The organism is Pararhodobacter oceanensis, assembly GCF_003076755.1.
In the GTDB taxonomy this organism is placed as follows: domain Bacteria; phylum Pseudomonadota; class Alphaproteobacteria; order Rhodobacterales; family Rhodobacteraceae; genus Pararhodobacter; species Pararhodobacter oceanensis.
In genome coordinates this window covers 80,128-95,884 of the sequence record NZ_QDKM01000002.1, presented here as the reverse complement: position 1 = coordinate 95,884, position 15,757 = coordinate 80,128, and the positions used below count along the sequence as shown (strand labels likewise).

General features: G+C 60.6%; 25 protein-coding genes. 2 read left to right on the top strand and 23 right to left on the bottom strand.

Annotated elements, in window-relative coordinates; translation table 11 throughout:
- Window positions 1–94: 94 nt before the first annotated feature.
- The 17 genes from DDE20_RS04885 to rpmC form a co-directional block, all read right to left on the bottom strand.
- Entirely contained in the window at window positions 95–1,111 is a 1,017-nt protein-coding gene (locus DDE20_RS04885; RefSeq protein WP_116557360.1) for a DNA-directed RNA polymerase subunit alpha, read from the bottom strand.
- A 117-nt stretch (window positions 1,112–1,228) separates the two neighbouring features.
- On the bottom strand, window positions 1,229–1,618 hold the full coding sequence (rpsK, locus tag DDE20_RS04880; protein WP_116557359.1) for a 30S ribosomal protein S11: 390 nt from the start codon (window positions 1,616–1,618) through the stop codon (window positions 1,229–1,231).
- Between the two features lie 15 nt (window positions 1,619–1,633).
- A complete protein-coding gene (gene rpsM, locus DDE20_RS04875; RefSeq protein WP_116557358.1) occupies window positions 1,634–2,002 on the bottom strand; it encodes a 30S ribosomal protein S13 in 369 nt (122 codons plus the stop codon).
- A gap of 177 nt (window positions 2,003–2,179) precedes the next feature.
- Entirely contained in the window at window positions 2,180–2,824 is a 645-nt protein-coding gene (locus tag DDE20_RS04870) for an adenylate kinase (protein ID WP_116557357.1), read from the bottom strand.
- Window positions 2,821–4,203 (bottom strand): preprotein translocase subunit SecY, encoded by a 1,383-nt coding sequence (gene secY / locus DDE20_RS04865; RefSeq protein WP_116557356.1) that lies wholly within the window; start codon window positions 4,201–4,203, stop codon window positions 2,821–2,823. Before secY ends, DDE20_RS04870 begins: the two co-directional genes overlap by 4 nt.
- Window positions 4,204–4,307: 104 nt before the next feature.
- Entirely contained in the window at window positions 4,308–4,787 is a 480-nt protein-coding gene (gene rplO, locus DDE20_RS04860) for a 50S ribosomal protein L15 (RefSeq protein ID WP_116557355.1), read from the bottom strand.
- A gap of 1,056 nt (window positions 4,788–5,843) precedes the next feature.
- Window positions 5,844–6,029, bottom strand: coding sequence for a 50S ribosomal protein L30 (rpmD, locus tag DDE20_RS04855; protein ID WP_116557354.1), 186 nt, complete (start codon window positions 6,027–6,029; stop codon window positions 5,844–5,846).
- A gap of 12 nt (window positions 6,030–6,041) precedes the next feature.
- Window positions 6,042–6,599 (bottom strand): 30S ribosomal protein S5, encoded by a 558-nt coding sequence (rpsE, locus tag DDE20_RS04850; RefSeq protein ID WP_116557353.1) that lies wholly within the window; start codon window positions 6,597–6,599, stop codon window positions 6,042–6,044.
- Between the two features lie 132 nt (window positions 6,600–6,731).
- Window positions 6,732–7,091 (bottom strand): 50S ribosomal protein L18, encoded by a 360-nt coding sequence (gene rplR / locus DDE20_RS04845; RefSeq protein WP_116557352.1) that lies wholly within the window; start codon window positions 7,089–7,091, stop codon window positions 6,732–6,734.
- Window positions 7,092–7,102: 11 nt separating this feature from the next.
- Entirely contained in the window at window positions 7,103–7,636 is a 534-nt protein-coding gene (gene rplF / locus DDE20_RS04840) for a 50S ribosomal protein L6 (RefSeq protein WP_116557351.1), read from the bottom strand.
- 11 nt (window positions 7,637–7,647) lie between these two features.
- Window positions 7,648–8,046, bottom strand: a complete 399-nt coding sequence (rpsH, locus tag DDE20_RS04835; RefSeq protein ID WP_205961621.1) for a 30S ribosomal protein S8 — start codon at window positions 8,044–8,046, stop codon at window positions 7,648–7,650.
- A gap of 12 nt (window positions 8,047–8,058) precedes the next feature.
- Entirely contained in the window at window positions 8,059–8,364 is a 306-nt protein-coding gene (gene rpsN / locus DDE20_RS04830) for a 30S ribosomal protein S14 (RefSeq protein WP_116557350.1), read from the bottom strand.
- A gap of 21 nt (window positions 8,365–8,385) precedes the next feature.
- Window positions 8,386–8,946, bottom strand: a complete 561-nt coding sequence (gene rplE, locus DDE20_RS04825) for a 50S ribosomal protein L5 (protein WP_116557349.1) — start codon at window positions 8,944–8,946, stop codon at window positions 8,386–8,388.
- The gene (rplX, locus tag DDE20_RS04820) at window positions 8,946–9,251 is read right to left on the bottom strand and encodes a 50S ribosomal protein L24 (protein ID WP_116557348.1); all 306 of its coding nucleotides are present in this window, start codon (window positions 9,249–9,251) and stop codon (window positions 8,946–8,948) included. The genes rplE and rplX overlap by 1 nt, the downstream gene beginning before the upstream one ends.
- Window positions 9,251–9,619, bottom strand: a complete 369-nt coding sequence (gene rplN / locus DDE20_RS04815) for a 50S ribosomal protein L14 (protein WP_116557347.1) — start codon at window positions 9,617–9,619, stop codon at window positions 9,251–9,253. Before rplN ends, rplX begins: the two co-directional genes overlap by 1 nt.
- Window positions 9,620–9,681: 62 nt before the next feature.
- Window positions 9,682–9,921: a 30S ribosomal protein S17 gene (gene rpsQ, locus DDE20_RS04810; protein ID WP_116557346.1), complete on the bottom strand. Its 240-nt coding sequence runs from the start codon at window positions 9,919–9,921 to the stop codon at window positions 9,682–9,684.
- 11 nt (window positions 9,922–9,932) lie between these two features.
- Entirely contained in the window at window positions 9,933–10,136 is a 204-nt protein-coding gene (rpmC, locus tag DDE20_RS04805; protein WP_116557345.1) for a 50S ribosomal protein L29, read from the bottom strand.
- 347 nt (window positions 10,137–10,483) lie between these two features.
- Between rpmC and DDE20_RS04800 the strand changes: the two genes are divergently transcribed.
- The gene (locus DDE20_RS04800; protein WP_116557344.1) at window positions 10,484–11,662 is read left to right on the top strand and encodes a calcium-binding protein; all 1,179 of its coding nucleotides are present in this window, start codon (window positions 10,484–10,486) and stop codon (window positions 11,660–11,662) included.
- A 69-nt stretch (window positions 11,663–11,731) separates the two neighbouring features.
- Here DDE20_RS04800 and DDE20_RS04795 read toward each other — a convergent pair whose 3' ends face one another.
- Complete coding sequence (locus tag DDE20_RS04795; RefSeq protein WP_116557343.1) at window positions 11,732–12,073, bottom strand: RidA family protein; 342 nt, start codon at window positions 12,071–12,073, stop codon at window positions 11,732–11,734.
- A gap of 106 nt (window positions 12,074–12,179) precedes the next feature.
- On the opposite strand from DDE20_RS04795, the gene DDE20_RS04790 reads away from it, so the two are divergent.
- Window positions 12,180–12,800: a 2OG-Fe(II) oxygenase family protein gene (locus DDE20_RS04790; RefSeq protein WP_116557342.1), complete on the top strand. Its 621-nt coding sequence runs from the start codon at window positions 12,180–12,182 to the stop codon at window positions 12,798–12,800.
- Window positions 12,801–13,367: 567 nt separating this feature from the next.
- Here DDE20_RS04790 and DDE20_RS04785 read toward each other — a convergent pair.
- From DDE20_RS04785 to rplV, 5 genes are all read right to left on the bottom strand, one after another.
- A complete protein-coding gene (locus tag DDE20_RS04785) occupies window positions 13,368–13,727 on the bottom strand; it encodes a GIY-YIG nuclease family protein (protein ID WP_205961620.1) in 360 nt (119 codons plus the stop codon).
- A gap of 80 nt (window positions 13,728–13,807) precedes the next feature.
- A complete protein-coding gene (locus DDE20_RS04780) occupies window positions 13,808–14,149 on the bottom strand; it encodes a hypothetical protein (RefSeq protein WP_116557341.1) in 342 nt (113 codons plus the stop codon).
- 82 nt (window positions 14,150–14,231) lie between these two features.
- Window positions 14,232–14,645 carry a 50S ribosomal protein L16 gene (gene rplP / locus DDE20_RS04775; RefSeq protein WP_116557340.1) on the bottom strand — a complete coding sequence of 138 codons (414 nt, stop codon included), beginning with the start codon at window positions 14,643–14,645 and terminating at the stop codon, window positions 14,232–14,234.
- A 21-nt stretch (window positions 14,646–14,666) separates the two neighbouring features.
- Window positions 14,667–15,374 carry a 30S ribosomal protein S3 gene (gene rpsC / locus DDE20_RS04770; RefSeq protein WP_116557339.1) on the bottom strand — a complete coding sequence of 236 codons (708 nt, stop codon included), beginning with the start codon at window positions 15,372–15,374 and terminating at the stop codon, window positions 14,667–14,669.
- A complete protein-coding gene (rplV, locus tag DDE20_RS04765) occupies window positions 15,374–15,754 on the bottom strand; it encodes a 50S ribosomal protein L22 (protein WP_116557338.1) in 381 nt (126 codons plus the stop codon). Before rplV ends, rpsC begins: the two co-directional genes overlap by 1 nt.
- Window positions 15,755–15,757: the final 3 nt, after the last annotated feature.

The following is a 15,757-nucleotide window of genomic DNA, read 5'->3' as shown; positions in this document are numbered from 1 at the left end:
CCGAGTCGTCTTGGGGCGCGTGCACCCCGGGTCGTCTTATGCGGCTTGGCACACACCCCACAGATGTAGGGTGTGTGCTTTGCACGCACCGTTCTTAGAACTGGTCCTCAAAACGCTTGGCCAGCTCTTCGATGTTCTCTGGCGGCCAGTCTTCGACTTCCATACCCAGATGCAGGCCCATGCCCGACAGCACTTCCTTGATCTCGTTCAAGGACTTGCGGCCGAAGTTCGGGGTGCGCAGCATCTCGGCTTCGGTTTTCTGGATCAGATCGCCAATATACACGATATTGTCGTTCTTCAGGCAGTTTGCAGACCGCACCGAAAGCTCCAGCTCGTCGACCTTCTTGAGCAGCAGCGGGTTGAATTCCAGCCCGTCGTCGGCATCGCCACGGCCTGCGGCTTCCGGCTCTTCGAAGTTGACGAAAACCTGCAGCTGGTCTTGCAGAATGCGGGCGGCAAAGGCCACCGCGTCATCCGGCGTCACCGAACCGTCGGTTTCGATCTTCATCGTCAGCTTGTCATAGTCGAGCACCTGCCCCTCACGGGTGGGCGCGACCTCGTAGGCGACTTTCTTCACCGGCGAGTAGATCGCATCGATCGGGATCAACCCGATGGGCGCGTCTTCGGGACGGTTTTTATCAGCCGACACATAGCCTTTGCCGGTGTTCACGGTGAGTTCCATGAACAATTCGGCGCCTTCGTCGATGTGGCAGATCACGTGGTCGGCGTTGAGCACTTCGATGCCCGCCGTCACCGCGATATCGCCAGCTTTGACAACCGCCGGACCGCGGGTCGAGATGGTCACCCGCTTGGGGCCATCGACGTCCATCCGCAGGGCCACGCCCTTGAGGTTGAGGACGATGTCGGTCACGTCTTCGCGCACGCCAGCGACGCTGGAGAATTCGTGCAGCACGTTGTCGATCTGCACCGAAGTGATCGCTGCACCCTGCAGCGACGACATCAGCACGCGACGCAGGGCATTGCCCAGCGTCAGGCCAAAGCCGCGCTCAAGCGGTTCTGCCGTGACCGTCGCCTTACGCGACGGATCAGCGCCAGGACGCACATCCAGCTGCGCCGGCTTGATCAATTCCTGCCAATTTTTGTGGATCATGTAGTCGCCTCCATACCTGCACCCGATTCATGATCAAACCGGACACGCCCGAGGTTCAGTCAGAATGACAGTATCGGACCGCGCAAAAGGCGCGGCCCGTCGTAATAGTAACCAGCGTTAGACGCGGCGACGCTTGGGCGGGCGGCAACCGTTGTGCGCCAGCGGGGTCACGTCGCGGATCGAGGTGATCACGAGGCCAGCAGCGGCCAGCGCACGCAGCGCCGATTCGCGGCCCGAGCCCGGACCCTGCACTTCGACTTCGAGGGTGCGCAGACCGTGGTCCTGTGCCTTTTTGGCGGCGTCTTCGGCGGCCAACTGGGCAGCATAGGGGGTCGATTTACGCGACCCCTTGAAGCCCATGGTGCCAGCCGACGACCAGGAGATCGCATTGCCCTGCACGTCCGAGATCAGGATCTTGGTGTTGTTAAAGGTGGAATTCACATGCGCCACACCGGCGGCAATGTTTTTCCGTTCTTTCCGCTTAGCGCGGGTTTTTTCGCGAGCCATTAGTCCTGCCTCCCCTTACTTCTTCTTGCCGGCAATGGCCTTTGCGGGGCCTTTGCGGGTGCGAGCGTTGGTGTGCGTGCGCTGACCGCGCACAGGCAGGTTGCGACGATGGCGCAGACCGCGATACGAGCCCATGTCCATCATCCGTTTGATGTTCATCTGGGTTTCGCGACGCAGATCGCCTTCGACCGACACATTGGCGTCGATGTATTCGCGGATTTGCAGGACCTCATCATCCGACAGCTGGTTCACACGACGGGTTGCGTCGATGTTCAGAGCGGCGATGATTTGTTCGGCGGTGGATGCGCCGATTCCGGTGATATAGGTCAGAGCGATGGGAACGCGCTTTCCTGTGGGGATGTTGACGCCAGCAATACGTGCCACGCAGCATTTTCCTTTTCGTTGCGGTTCCGTAGTCCCAGAACCTTTTTTCACAACACGCGCCGAGTGGCCGTGCCAAATGAGGATACCAACTAAAAGACCCGAGTCGGAAAACGACTCGGATCAAGGTATCAGCCGCATCGCCTAGTGGGTTTTGCGGGGATCGTCAAGAGCCGGTGATCACTTGTCGAGAGCAGCGCCCACATCCGCGGTCACCGCCTCCATCTCTTGCAGCCCGTCGATCACCCGCAGGCTGCCTTTGGCGTAGTAATAGCCAATCAGCGGCGAGGTCTTTTTATAGTATTCCATCAACCGCTGGCGCAGGCTGTCTTCGTTGTCATCGGCACGCCGCTGCAGGTTGCCCGAGCCGCAGACATCGCAGACGCCCTCGGTCTTGGTCGGTTTGGTGGCGTCGTGGTAGACCTCACCGCAATTGCCGCAGGTGTAGCGGCCGGTGATCCGTGCGACCAGCGCCTCGTCATCGACGCGCAATTCGATCACCGCGTCGATCTGCTGCCCTTTGGCGGCCAGAAGATCGGCCAGAGCATCGGCCTGCGCCAAGGTGCGCGGGAAGCCGTCAAAGATGAAACCACCGCTGTGCGCGCCGTCCAGTTGCTCGGAAATCAGGCCGATGACGATCTCATCGGTGACCAATTGGCCCGCATCCATGATCTCGGCGACCTTCTGCCCCATCCCGGTGCCCGAGGTCCGTGCTGCACGCAGCATATCCCCGGTCGAGAGTTGCATCATGCCGCGCGTTTCCACGAGGACCCGTGCCTGGGTTCCCTTTCCAGCGCCTGGCGCGCCCAGCAGTATTATATTCATCTCAGTGCCGGCCCTTTCCGTTTCGTAGACCCTTTCTTGCCGCCGCCCTTACCGCCGCGACCGCGCAATTGCGAGCGCTCCAGCAAGCCCTCGTATTGATGCGCAACGAGATGAGACTGCACTTGGCTCATGGTGTCCAGTGTCACCGCGACAACAATCAGCACCGAGGTGCCGCCAAAGTAGAAGGGGATCGACAATTGCGCGCGCAGGATCTCGGGCAGCAGCGCCACAAAGGCCAGATAGAGCGCGCCGACGGTCACCAGACGGGTGACGACGAAATAGAGATACTCTTCGGTGCGCTTGCCCGGACGGATACCGGGAATAAAGCCATTCTGGTTCTTCAGATTGTCGGCCACATCATCGACCTTGAACGACACATTGAGCGTGTAGAAGAAGGTAAAGAAGACAATGAGCGCGGTGAAGAACGCCAGATACAAGGGCTGGCCGGGGCCGAAATAGGCCAGCACCGTGGCCATCACCGGATTGGTGGCATTGCCCGAGAAGGTCGAGATCGTCGTCGGCAGCAGGAGCAGCGAGGAGGCAAAGATCGCCGGAATCACGTTGGCCGGGTTGACCTTGATCGGCAGATGCGAGGAGCCGCCGTCATAGACTTTCATGCCGACCTGACGCCGCGGATACTGGATATGCACCTTTCGAATGGCGCGTTCCATGAACACCACAAAGGCCACGAGCGCGATCATCATCAACAGGATGCCGATCACTACCACCGGGCTGACCGAGCCCGAGCGGCCCTGGCTGAGGAATTGCGCCAGCTGTCCGGGCACCTCGGCGATAATGCCGACAAAGATGATCAGCGAGACGCCATTGCCGATGCCGCGGGCGGTGATCTGCTCACCAAGCCACATCAGGAACAATGTGCCGCCGACCAGCGTGATGATCGTCGAGATGCGGAAGAACCAGCCCGGATCGGTGGCCAATTCGCCGGCCTCAAGGCTGACCGCGAGGCCGTAAGACTGCAGGAGCGCCAGAAACACCGTGCCATAGCGGGTGTATTGGTTGAGCTTGCGCCGCCCCAACTCGCCCTCTTTGCGCAGGTTCTGCCACGGGCCATACATCGAGGCGACAAGCTGCACGATAATCGAGGCGGAAATATACGGCATGATGCCGAGCGCGAAGATCCCCATGCGGGAAATCGCACCGCCGGTGAACATATTGAGCATGCCGCCGATGCCTGCGGCCGCGTCGGTCATGAATTCGCGCAATGCGCCACCGTCGATACCCGGAACCGGGATATACGTCCCGAGCCGGTATACGATCAAAAGGCCAATCGCAAAAACGATGCGCTGGCGCAGATCTTTCGCCTTAACGAGGGTGGCCCAAGACGTGTTGGCCGCCATTTGCTCTGCAGCTGATGCCATGGTCTGTCTTTCTTACGTGACAGCGCCGCCAGTCCGGTTCCCGGTGGCGGCGCAGGAAAACCTATGCGGATGATGTAAGGGGCGAATGGCCCCGTCACAACACCTTATTCGGCAGCTTCGGCTGCGGCGACCGCGGTTTTCAGCGTTCCACCGGCTTTCTCGACCGCTTCAACAGCGGCTTTCGAAGCACCGGCGACCGAAATATTCAGCGCGCGGGTGACCTCACCTTTGGCCAGAACGCGGATGCCGTCAAGCTTGCGGCGCACCAGACCCGAGGCGACCAGCACTTCGGCGTTGATCTCGGCGGCGGCGTCGATTTTGCCGGCTTCGATAAACGCCTCGATGGCGCCGAGGTTGGTGACCGCCCATTCTTTGCGGTTCGGCTTGCTGAAGCCACGCTTGGGCAGGCGGCGATAGAGCGGCATCTGGCCGCCTTCATAGGCGTTGATCGCCACGCCCGAGCGCGACTTCTGGCCTTTGATACCACGGCCGGCCATTTTACCCTTGCCCGAACCCGGGCCACGGGCGACGCGCTTTTTCTTGCGGTTCGCGCCTTCGTTGTCGTGAAGTTCGTTGAGTTTCATGTCGCTTCTCCTTGTCCGGAATACCCCACCAGCGACGGATCGGGGCAACACGGCGTGTTACAGATATAGATCGACCCCGAGGGGATACAGGGAGTCGTGATCGGGCGTATAGACGGGGAACGCGCCGGACGCAAGGGATGTGGTGGCGCGCAAGCTCCGGGGACGGTGCGTACGAAGCACACACCCTACGGCGCGGCGGGGGTGTGGCGGTGGTGTGGGCGGCGCGGGCTGTGGCGGTGACGCAGGCTGTGGCAGGTGGTCTGGAGGCGCGGCCGTGGCAGTGGTGCGGGTGGTAGCCGGTGATCTGGAGGCGCGGCCGTGGCAGTGGTGCGGGGCGTGCATGACGCTGGGGCACGGCGCGGGTGGCGGTAGAGACAGCGTTGTGCGGGTGGTGCAGCGTCCTGCGTGTGCCGCGTGACGTCGGGGCACCGCGCGAATTGCCGATGGTCATAAGTGCTCCAGTTCACCCGCCCCGCCCGGCGCCCCCGCCGGGCCGCGCCCGACCCTCCCCCCGGGAGGGCGCATTGGCGATGGTTTGAGTGGCGCGGCTGACATCGAAGCTTTGAGACCACCGCGTTGTGGACAGGACGTTGCGCCCACCCAGGGTCGGGCGCGGCCCGTCTCGCGTTGCTCGCCTCTCAGGCTGAAACGGAGTGCAGCGAGATCCTGTGGTCGCTTCGCGCTGCGAACGCCACCCATCATGCGCGGCGCTAGGCCGTTTTATGAAATGTGGTCAGCGAGAATTTGACGCGGGCGTATGGCACTCCGGCTGACCCGTCTGGCACGTGGGCACCACGGGCCGCGCCCGACCCTCCCCATGGGAGGGCGCAATGGCGATGGCTTGAGTGGCTCGGGTGACATCGAAGCTTTTGAGTGCAGCGCGGAGTGGAGAGGGCATTGCGCCCACCCAGGGTCAGGCGCGACCCCTTGCGCATCGTGTGGAGTGCGCACAGGGTTTCCCTGCAAAAGAAAAAGCCCCGGTCTGGTGACCGGGGCTTTTCAATTCGTCAGCCGTAGGGTGTGTGCTTTGCACGCACCGTCAGCGAACGCTGGCCCTTAGGCCTTTTCTTCGACGATTTCGACCAAATGCGAAACCTTTGCGACCATGCCGCGGATGGAAGGGGTGTCTTCCAGCTCGCGGGTGCGGTGCATTTTGTTCAGGCCCAGACCGATCAGCGTGGCACGCTGCTCGGCGGGGCGACGGATCGGCGAGGCGATCTGTTTGACAACAATAGTAGCCATGTCCCGTTCTCCTTACGCGTCTGTGGTTTCGGTTTCGGGCTTCTTCAGGATGTCAGCCACCTTTTTACCGCGACGCTGCGCGATCTGGCGGGGGCTGGCTTCCTTTTTGAGGCCGTCCATCGTTGCACGGATCATGTTATACGGGTTTTGCGAACCGAGCGACTTGGCCACAACGTCCTGCAGGCCGAGCATCTCGAACACCGCACGCATCGGACCACCGGCGATCACCCCGGTACCGGCAACAGCCGAGCGCATCATCACGCGGCCAGCGCCGTGGCGGCCTTCGACGTCATGGTGCAGGGTGCGACCGTCGCGCAGCGGCACGCGGATCATCTGGCGTTTGGCTTGCTCGGTGGCTTTGCGCACGGCTTCAGGCACTTCTTTCGCCTTGCCCTTACCAAAGCCGACACGGCCCTTCTGGTCGCCAACAACCACGAGAGCGGCGAAACCGAAGCGCTTACCACCCTTCACGGTTTTCGACACCCGGTTGATTGCTACCAGACGATCCTGAAACTCAGGATTTTCATCACGGTCGTCGCGGCGACCCCGGCGATTATCACGTTCTGCCATCAAGGCATCCTTTCAAAGGTGGCGCGTCTCAAGCTGCGCCGTGAAATTCAATCGCGGTGACGGGCGCGGCCAAGGGCTGCACCCGTCCCGGATCATCGAGACGGCGCCAGAGCGGCGCCGCCTTCAGGTCTCTTAGAACTTCAACCCGCCTTCGCGAGCGGCATCGGCCAGAGCTTTGACCTTGCCATGGAACAAGAAGCCGCCACGGTCGAAATAGCACTCTTCGATACCGGCCGCTTTCGCGCGCTCGGCAATCTTGGAGCCAACCTTGGTGGCCGCGTCGATGTTGTTCACACCGACCACACCCAGCTCTTTTTCCAGCGTCGAGGCGGCCGCAACGGTGGTGCCGTTGAGATCGTCGATCAGCTGGCAGCTGATGTTCTTGTTCGAACGGTGAACCGACAGGCGCAGACGGCCATTGGCGGTTTTCCGCAGTTTGTTCCGCACGCGCTGACGACGCTTTTGGAACAGCTTCATTTTTGTGTTCGCCATCGTAAACGCCCTTACTTCTTCTTGCCTTCCTTGCGGAAGATATACTCATCCTTATAGCGGATGCCTTTGCCCTTATAGGGCTCGGGCTTGCGCCATGCGCGGATGTTTGCGGCAACCTGACCCACGACTTGCTGGTCAATCCCTTCGACCACCACTTCGGTGGGCTTGGGGGTGCTGATCGTCACGCCCTCGGGGGCGTTAAAGATCACGTCGTGGCTGTAGCCGAGCTGCAATTTCAGGTCCTTGCCCTGCATTGCGGCACGGTAACCAACGCCGACCAGTTCAAGGTCTTTCTTGAAACCGGCAGACACGCCGACCGCGAGGTTGGCGAGCATCGAGCGGGTCATTCCCCACTGCTGGCGCGCGCGCTTGGAGGACCCGCGCGGCTTGACCGCTACGGCACCATCTTCGAGCACCAGATCGACGTCATCGGTTGCGGTGAAGTTGCGGGTGCCCTTGGGCCCTTTGACTTCGATGGACTGGCCCGAGATCGTCGCAGTGACGCCTTGGGGCAGTGCAACAGGCTTCTTGCCAATACGAGACATGTCAGCCCTCCTCAGAATACACGGCAGAGCACTTCGCCGCCGACGTTGGCTGCGCGTGCATTCGCGTCGGACATGATGCCTTTCGGGGTCGAAACCACCGAAACACCCAGACCGTTGCGAACCTGCGGGATTTCTTTGACGCCGGCGTAGACACGACGGCCCGGCTTGGAGACGCGGCTGAGCTCGCGGATCGCCGGTTCACCCGACGAATACTTGAGCTCGATGGTCAGCTCGGGGTGACCGTCAGCCGAGGTGCCAGCCGTGTAACCACGGATATAGCCTTCGGACTGCAGCACATCGAGCACCCAGGCGCGGACTTTCGAGGCCGGGGTCCGGACGCTCGTTTTGCCACGCAGCTGCGCGTTACGGATACGGGTCAGCATATCGCCGAGAGGATCGTTGATCGCCATGATCTTTCCTCCTTACCAGCTAGACTTGACCATACCCGGAACCTGCCCATTCGAGGACAAGTCACGCAGCATGATGCGGCTAAGTTGCAGTTTGCGATAGTAGGCCTTCGGGCGGCCGGTCAGTTCGCAGCGGTTGTGCAGACGGGTTGCCGACGAGTTGCGCGGCAATTCAGCGAGCTTCAGATTCGCTTTGAAGCGCTCTTCCATCGGCAGGGACTGGTCGTTGATGATCGCTTTCAGGGCGGCGCGCTTGGCAGCATACTGCTCGACCATGCGCTGGCGCTTCTTCTCGCGTTCGACCATTGATTTCTTGGCCATGTTTATTCCTCTCCTTCCGCGTCAGCTGTTGAACGGCATGTTGAACAGTTTCAACAGCGCCTTGGCTTCCGCGTCGGTTGCCGCAGTCGTGCAGATGATCACGTCCATGCCCCAGACTTCATCAACTTTATCAAAGTCGATTTCCGGGAACACGATGTGCTCTTTGATTCCCATGGCATAGTTGCCACGGCCATCAAACGAAGTGCCTTTGACGCCGCGGAAGTCGCGGACGCGGGGCAGAGCCACGGTGATCAGGCGGTCCAAGAATTCATACATCCGGTCGCCGCGCAGGGTGACCTTGACGCCGAGAGGCATCTCTTCGCGGACCCGAAAGCCTGCGATCGAATTCTTGGCTTTGGTGATGACAGCTTTCTGACCCGCAATCAGGGTCATATCTGCCTCTGCCGATTTCACCTTTTTGGTGTCCTTGACAGCTTCACCGACGCCCATGTTCAGCACGATCTTGTCGAGCTTGGGGGCCATCATTGCGTTCTTATAGCCGAATTCTTCGATCATCGCCGCACGGATGCGGTTTTGATAATCGGCTTTCAGACGCGGGGTATAGGTTGCGGTGTCCAACATCAGATCACCTCTCCGGTCGTCTTGGCGAAACGAACCTTCTCACCGTCTTCAACGCGGAAACCCACGCGGGTGGCTTTGCCGTTTGCGTCCAGCAGAGCAAGGTTCGACAGGTCGATCGGCATTGCCTGCGGCAAGCGGCCGCCCTGCGCGGTTTGGCTTTGTTTGGTGTGACGGATGGCGATATTCACCCCGTCCACCACGGCTTTGCCGGTCGAAGGCGACACCGAGGTAATTTCCCCCTGCTTGCCTTTGTCCTTACCGGTCAAAACGACGACCTTGTCGCCCTTTTTGAGTTTCGCAGCCATCACAGCACCTCCGGCGCCAGCGAGATGATCTTCATGAAGTTCTTCGCGCGCAATTCACGAACCACCGGCCCGAAGATACGCGTGCCAACCGGCTCACCCTGAGGATTCAGGATGACGGCAGCATTGCGGTCAAAACGGATGGCAGAACCGTCTGCACGACGAACTTCCTTGGCGGTGCGCACAACGACGGCCTTACGGACGTCGCCTTTTTTCACACGGCCTTTCGGAATCGCTTCTTTTACCGAGACGACGATGATGTCGCCTACGGATGCATAGCGGCGATGCGAACCGCCCAAAACCTTGATGCACTGAACTCGGCGCGCGCCGGAGTTGTCAGCAACATCCAGATTAGTTTGCATCTGGATCATGGAATAGTCTCCCGACCTTTGGGCAGGATGCCCAGGGTTTCGCTTAGTCTGTCAGGAATGGTTTAAGCCGAAGCTTCGACCACCACCTGCCAGCGCTTCGATTTCGATACCGGCGCACATTCTTCGATGCGCACAATATCACCAACTTTGAATTGGTTTTGCGGGTCGTGGGCGCGATACTTCTTCGAGCTCCGAACCGTTTTCTTCATCTGCGGGTGCTTGAAGCGGCGCTCGACCAGAACCGTGATGGTCTGCTCGTTCTTGTCGCTCGTCACGGTGCCAGACAGGATGCGTTTGGGCATGTGCGTGCTCCTCAGTTCGCCGCCGCTTCAGCGGCTTTTTGGTTCAAAATGGTGTTCACACGCGCGACGTCACGGCGCACTTGGCGCTGACGGGCGGTGTTTTCCAATTGGTTGGTTGCGGCCTGAAAACGGAGGTTGAAGGCCTCTTTCTTCAGCGCCACCAGCTGATCGCGCAGCTGGTCCGGGGTCTTGTCACGTAGTTCTGCGGCTTTCATGCGCGCTTTCCTTTCAACATCACCAGAGGGCCCTTTTGGGGTGACCCTGTGTCCGGTGGAGTCATTGATTTACCAACCAAGACCGCAGGGCGGAATCGGCTGGATGTGCTCCTTTAAGGGAGTTGCACCCTAAGGGCAAGGGTGAACTTGCCCGCAAGGCGGCGCGGTATGGTGGCGGTGGCGGGATCCGGCCGGATGCGCTGGCGGAGGGAATGGGCGGCGGGCGGCGGGCTGTCCGGTTGGCGCAGCTTGGGGCTTATGGGGGCGTGACACTCCACTTTACCGTGCAGAGTGGCGGCGTTAGGGTTCATTACAATTGTAATGAGTTGCTCGGGGGGGCGTATTTGATGGTTGCCGCATTGGTCGTGTTGTTGCTGGGGGTGGCGTTTGCCATGGGGTCACTGGATGCCGGGGACGAGGCGGCACCTGCGACCGAGGATGAGGGCTCTGGGGACAGCGGCACAGATAGCGGCGCAGATGGCGGGCCTGGCGACCTGCTCGATGAGCCGCCATCCGAGGAGGAAGACGGCAGCGATTCGGGGTCGGCGGAAGATGGCACCGGCGATGAAGATGGCACCGATGATATCGCCCCGCCCGCAACGGGCATCACCTATCAGATGCGCGACGGCGAGGATCTGACCGCCAGCGCGCTCAACGACACGATCACCCTGGCCGATGACCCCGATCCGGCGCAGATCACGCTGGATGCCGGGGATGGCGCCGATCTGATTGATCTGCGCGGTGTGGAGGATGGCGAGAGCGTGCTCACCGGCTCTTATGTCGATGGCGGTGCGGGGGATGACACGCTCTATGCCACCGCCCATGGCTCGACACTTCTGGGCGGCGCTGGCGATGACGAGATGTATCTGCGCGGAGACAGCAGCCTCATTGACGGCGGCGAGGGCGATGATCTGATCATCTACGCCCCGCCAGATGTCTGGGCGTTTGGCGCGGAATGGGCGCCGACAACGCTGGAGGGCGGTCTGGGCAATGACACGATCGACGCGCGTCACACGCCGTTGGTGGTCACCCGCGGCGGCGCGGGCGATGACCTGATCGAGGTGCAAGGCGGCTTTCAATATACCGGCAATATCACGCCCTATGCGGTGATTGACCATCACGGCGGCGAGGGTGATGACACGCTGCGCATTCACGCGCCCTGGGTGATGAAGGGCATGGGGTTCCGCGTCGAGCCGATCGAATTTTACGGCGGTGAGGGCAGCGACAGCTTCGAGGTGCTCATTGATGAGGGCACGGAGATCATCTCGTATGGTGGCGAGGAGGAGCTGCGGCTGGGCACCACGGCGGGCACGATCAAGGATTTCGACAGCAGCGCGGACCAGTTGGTGATCGACCTGCGCGGGATCGACAGTGGCTTTGAGGTCGGCGAGATCCGCCATGTGGTGGATGCAGACGGCACAAGGATTCTGGTGGATATGGTGCGCGATCAGGTCACGCTGGTCATGGTCGTGGATCTCGAAGGGGTCAGCGATCTGGCGCCCGAGGATGTGATCTATCGGCGGTAGAATGTGCTGCCGGATCTGGGCACCGGCAGCACGGGGTCTTTAGGCGGTTTCGGCTCAGTCGTCGGCCGCTCAGTCGTAGGCCGCATCCACGATGATTTCGACCATCAGCGCTTCACGGGCCAGTTTCGACTCGCCGCAGGCGCGGGCGGGGGCGTGGCCTGCGGGCACCCAGGCGTCCCAGATCTCGTTGAACTTGGTGAAATATTTCATATCCGACAGCCAGATCGTCGCGCGCAGCATCTTCTCACGCGAGGAGCCGGATTTGATCAGCAGATCCTCAAGCCGGCGCAGGCACTCATGGGTTTGCTCTTGGATGGTCTCGCCCTCGCCGACCTGTCCGGTGATATAGGCGACGCCATTATGTTTGACGATTTTCGAAGAGCGCGCGTTGATGTCGATACGGTCGATCATGGGATATCCTTGTTGCAAATTACGCGGCGTAATGCGGGGATTTGCCCGGCGGATCAAGCGCAAATCCGGCCTCGCATGCGGGTTTTTTATCGGCTAGACCAAACCTATGACACAGATTGAATCGCTGTTTGCGACCCGCCTTTACCGCGCCCGTCTGGCCAAATCCGGCTCTGCGCTAGATCCGCAGGAGTTGGAGGCGTCCTGCTATTCGATTGCCGAGGATGACGAGGCCGGGCAGGATTGGTGCGAGGCCAACGGCTATCCGGGCTATACCAGCTATGCCTCCTTGACCGATCTGCCCTGGCGGTTTCCGGTGTTCAAGGCAATGGTTAAGGCGCTGGACAAGCATGTGGCGGCTTTCGCCGAGGATCTGGCGTTTGATCTGGAGGGGCGCAAGCTGAAGCTTGAGGATCTATGGATCAATATTCTGCCGCAGGGCGGGATGCATGCCTCGCATATCCACCCGCATTCGGTGATCTCGGGGACCTGTTATGTGGCGATGCCCGCGGGCACCTCGGCGCTGAAACTCGAGGACCCGCGGGCGGCGATGATGATGGCCGCCCCGCCCCGGTTCAAAGACGCGCGGCGGGAGTTGCAGCCGTTTATCTACCTGGCGCCCGAGGTCGGCGAAGTGCTGCTCTGGGAGAGCTGGCTGCGCCATGAGGTGCCGATGAATATGTCCGAGGACGACCGGATATCGGTGAGTTTTAATTACAGTTGGGCGTAGGGCGAACTGCGTGCGGTGGTGCGGGTTTTCAACGAAAACCTACGGGCCGGCACCCGGGGCTTGGCAGGGCTGATTACCTTTAACATCAGGCCATAACCGAGCAATGCATCCCTTTTGCACCGAACAGAGGGCAGCACCCGTCCGCGGGCGGAAGCGGAGCGCCCGCCCGAGGGCCATAGGCACGCCTACGGCGTGACGGGGCGGACGGGCGCTGCCCGGCTTGCCGGGCGGAAGATGTGATTGACGCGGCATGCCAGAACGGCACCGGTTCTCGATGCAGCGGATTGGACGCCAGACATAGGGCTGCACCCGACCGCGGGCGGGGGTGGAACACCCGCCCGCGGTCGGGTGTTGCCCGGCAAGCCGGGCGGAGCGTGTGCTGGACGGAGACTCAACATACACAATCGGTTCATGTAATCCACTTCAAGCCACACAGAGGGGAGTGCCCGGCCGCGGGCGGGAAGCGAAGCGCCCGCCCGAGGGGGCGGACGGGCGCTGCCCGGCAAGCCTGGCGAAAAGACCAGCACAGCAGATCGCGGGATCAATTGTATGAACAATTACTATTACTTAACGCTCGACAAGTGGTGCGGCTAATCTCGGTGTTCGATTGTATCCATATCGAGGATCATTCGCCTTAGTGGAAATGATAAATTCGATTTCTTTCTTGCTGACCTCCACCCGATCAGGACTTTCGAACAAAATCTCACGCCTAATCGTGAAATCCATCAACTGGTCTTTGGTGAATTCGCTCTCGACAAGTGACGCACTCCACGAGCCGAAATACCTGATCGAGTGTCCACCCCGTCCGATATCTTTGCCGATGTAGATTTTTCCATTGGGAAAGGTGATCTTATAGACCACATAGGTGAATTTGCGCCCGCCCGCCGCCATTTGGATCCCCCTCAAACCAAGTTCCAGCACATGCATATAACCGTCAACGAGTCGCCCAAGTATCAGCATTCGTAGGGTGGCGTGCTTGCACGCACCGTCCCCGCACGCCACATCCCTTAGCGGTAACTGAACATATACCGGTTGATCAACTCGGACATGACTTTGTCCGGAATGCCTGCGAATCTGCCGCGCAGCACGGCTTCCATCTGCATCGCGACGTCAGATAACGTCGCATCATTCGACCAATCCGGTTTAATCCGGAACATGGCGGATTCGAGCGCCTCAAGTGTCTTGAAAAGTGACCGACTCCGGCGTTGGCCAACCTTTGCCTCGAACGCGGCCTTGTCGCGTCCCGCATATTTGGACGCTTCATAAACGCGGTCTTTCCATGCAGGCACAGCGGCTTCAAGCTGCCCCTTTTGCCACCACACCCGGAACGTCAGTTCAGCATCCGTCAATTTGCGCCTCGAATGAAAAAGGCCCCCGCAACTTTCGCAGCGGGAGCCTCGTTAGCGTAGGGTGTGTGCTTTGCACGCACCGTTACCAGTCTTCGCGGACCACGACCCGGGTCTTCATCGGCAGCTTCATAGCGGCCAGACGCAGGGCTTCGCGGGCGGTTTCGTCGTTCACGCCGTCGATCTCGAACATGATCCGGCCGGGTTTGATCTTGGCGGCCCAATAGTCCACCGAGCCCTTGCCTTTACCCATCCGCACTTCGGTCGGTTTCGACGACACCGGCACATCGGGGAACACACGGATCCAGACGCGACCCTGACGCTTCATGTGACGCGTCATGGCCCGACGGGCAGCTTCGATCTGGCGCGCGGTCATGCGCTCGGGTTCAACAGCTTTCAGGCCATAGGACCCGAAGGTCAGATCCGAACCGCCTTTGGCTTCGCCGTGGATGCGTCCCTTGAACTGTTTGCGGAACTTCGTCCGTTTCGGTTGCAGCATCTATTCTCTCCTATCAGGCGATTAGCGCCGACCGCGGGGTGCGCCGCCGCCGGGGGCATCCTGAAGCTCTTGATGCCGGCGATCGTGCGCCTGCGGATCATGCTCCATGATGTCGCCTTTGTAGATCCAGACCTTGATCCCGATGATCCCGTAGGGAGTCATCGCCTCGGCCAGTGCATAGTCGATGTCAGCGCGCAGCGTGTGCAGCGGCACACGGCCCTCGCGATACCATTCGGTCCGCGCGATCTCGGCACCGCCAAGACGACCGGCGATGTTGACCCGGATACCCAAGGAGCCGACACGCATCGCGTTTTGCACGGCACGCTTCATCGCGCGACGGAACGAGACCCGACGCTCAAGCTGCTGGGCAATCGACTCGGCGACCAGAGCAGCGTCCAGATCCGGCTTGCGGACTTCGACGATGTTCAGGTGCAGTTCGCTATCGGTGAACTGTGCCAGCTTCTTGCGCAGACCTTCGATATCGGCGCCTTTTTTGCCGATGATCACGCCCGGACGTGCGGTGTGGATCGTCACCCGGCACTTTTTGTGCGGACGCTCGATGATCACCCGGCTGACGCCGGCGGCCTTGCACTCTTGCTTGATGAATTCCCGCATGCGCAGGTCTTCCAACAGGAGTTCGCCATAGTTTTTACCGTCGGCATACCAGCGGCTGTCCCAGGTACGGTTGACCTGCAGGCGCATCCCGATGGGGTTAACTTTTTGTCCCATTACGCTTGCTCCTCGCGCTCACGCACCTTGATGGTGATCTCGGAAAACGGCTTCAGGATCTTGCCGAAGCGACCCCGTGCGCGCGGACGCCCACGTTTCATCACCATCTTTTTGCCAACCCAGGCCTCGGCGACGATGAGGTTGTCAACGTCCAGACCGTGGTTGTTTTCGGCGTTGGCGATGGCCGACTGAAGGCATTTCTTCACGTCGATCGCGATACGCTTTTTCGAGAAGGTCAAATCGGCCATCGCCTTTTCAACCTTTTTGCCGCGGATGAGGCCAGCCACAAGGTTCAGCTTTTGCGGCGACGTGCGCAGCATGCTGGCCTTGGCCATAGCTTCATTGTCAGCCACGCGGCGCGGATTTTGCTCTTTACCCATGGC

Excerpts from the sequence above, each read along its gene's own strand:
- DDE20_RS04785 (WP_205961620.1), bottom strand. The coding sequence starts at position 13,727 with ATGCATGTGCTGGAACTTGGTTTGAGGGGGATCCAAATGGCGGCGGGC.
- rplF (WP_116557351.1), bottom strand. The coding sequence starts at position 7,636 with ATGTCTCGTATTGGCAAGAAGCCTGTTGCACTGCCCCAAGGCGTCACT.
- rplP (WP_116557340.1), bottom strand. The coding sequence starts at position 14,645 with ATGCTGCAACCGAAACGGACGAAGTTCCGCAAACAGTTCAAGGGACGC.
- rplE (WP_116557349.1), bottom strand. The coding sequence starts at position 8,946 with ATGTTGGACACCGCAACCTATACCCCGCGTCTGAAAGCCGATTATCAA.
- rpmC (WP_116557345.1), bottom strand. The coding sequence starts at position 10,136 with ATGAAAGCCGCAGAACTACGTGACAAGACCCCGGACCAGCTGCGCGAT.
- rpsQ (WP_116557346.1), bottom strand. The coding sequence starts at position 9,921 with ATGCCCAAACGCATCCTGTCTGGCACCGTGACGAGCGACAAGAACGAG.
- rpmD (WP_116557354.1), bottom strand. The coding sequence starts at position 6,029 with ATGGCTACTATTGTTGTCAAACAGATCGCCTCGCCGATCCGTCGCCCC.
- DDE20_RS04800 (WP_116557344.1), top strand. The coding sequence starts at position 10,484 with ATGGTTGCCGCATTGGTCGTGTTGTTGCTGGGGGTGGCGTTTGCCATG.
- rpsN (WP_116557350.1), bottom strand. The coding sequence starts at position 8,364 with ATGGCCAAGAAATCAATGGTCGAACGCGAGAAGAAGCGCCAGCGCATG.
- DDE20_RS04885 (WP_116557360.1), bottom strand. The coding sequence starts at position 1,111 with ATGATCCACAAAAATTGGCAGGAATTGATCAAGCCGGCGCAGCTGGAT.
- rplN (WP_116557347.1), bottom strand. The coding sequence starts at position 9,619 with ATGATCCAGATGCAAACTAATCTGGATGTTGCTGACAACTCCGGCGCG.
- rplV (WP_116557338.1), bottom strand. The coding sequence starts at position 15,754 with ATGGGTAAAGAGCAAAATCCGCGCCGCGTGGCTGACAATGAAGCTATG.
- rpsC (WP_116557339.1), bottom strand. The coding sequence starts at position 15,374 with ATGGGACAAAAAGTTAACCCCATCGGGATGCGCCTGCAGGTCAACCGT.
- rplO (WP_116557355.1), bottom strand. The coding sequence starts at position 4,787 with ATGAAACTCAACGAACTTCACGACAACGAAGGCGCGAACCGCAAGAAA.
- rpsK (WP_116557359.1), bottom strand. The coding sequence starts at position 1,618 with ATGGCTCGCGAAAAAACCCGCGCTAAGCGGAAAGAACGGAAAAACATT.
- rplR (WP_116557352.1), bottom strand. The coding sequence starts at position 7,091 with ATGGCGAACACAAAAATGAAGCTGTTCCAAAAGCGTCGTCAGCGCGTG.
- secY (WP_116557356.1), bottom strand. The coding sequence starts at position 4,203 with ATGGCATCAGCTGCAGAGCAAATGGCGGCCAACACGTCTTGGGCCACC.
- rpsH (WP_205961621.1), bottom strand. The coding sequence starts at position 8,046 with ATGGCGATCAACGATCCTCTCGGCGATATGCTGACCCGTATCCGTAAC.
- DDE20_RS04795 (WP_116557343.1), bottom strand. The coding sequence starts at position 12,073 with ATGATCGACCGTATCGACATCAACGCGCGCTCTTCGAAAATCGTCAAA.
- DDE20_RS04870 (WP_116557357.1), bottom strand. The coding sequence starts at position 2,824 with ATGAATATAATACTGCTGGGCGCGCCAGGCGCTGGAAAGGGAACCCAG.
- rpsE (WP_116557353.1), bottom strand. The coding sequence starts at position 6,599 with ATGGCAGAACGTGATAATCGCCGGGGTCGCCGCGACGACCGTGATGAA.
- DDE20_RS04790 (WP_116557342.1), top strand. The coding sequence starts at position 12,180 with ATGACACAGATTGAATCGCTGTTTGCGACCCGCCTTTACCGCGCCCGT.
- rplX (WP_116557348.1), bottom strand. The coding sequence starts at position 9,251 with ATGGCTGCGAAACTCAAAAAGGGCGACAAGGTCGTCGTTTTGACCGGT.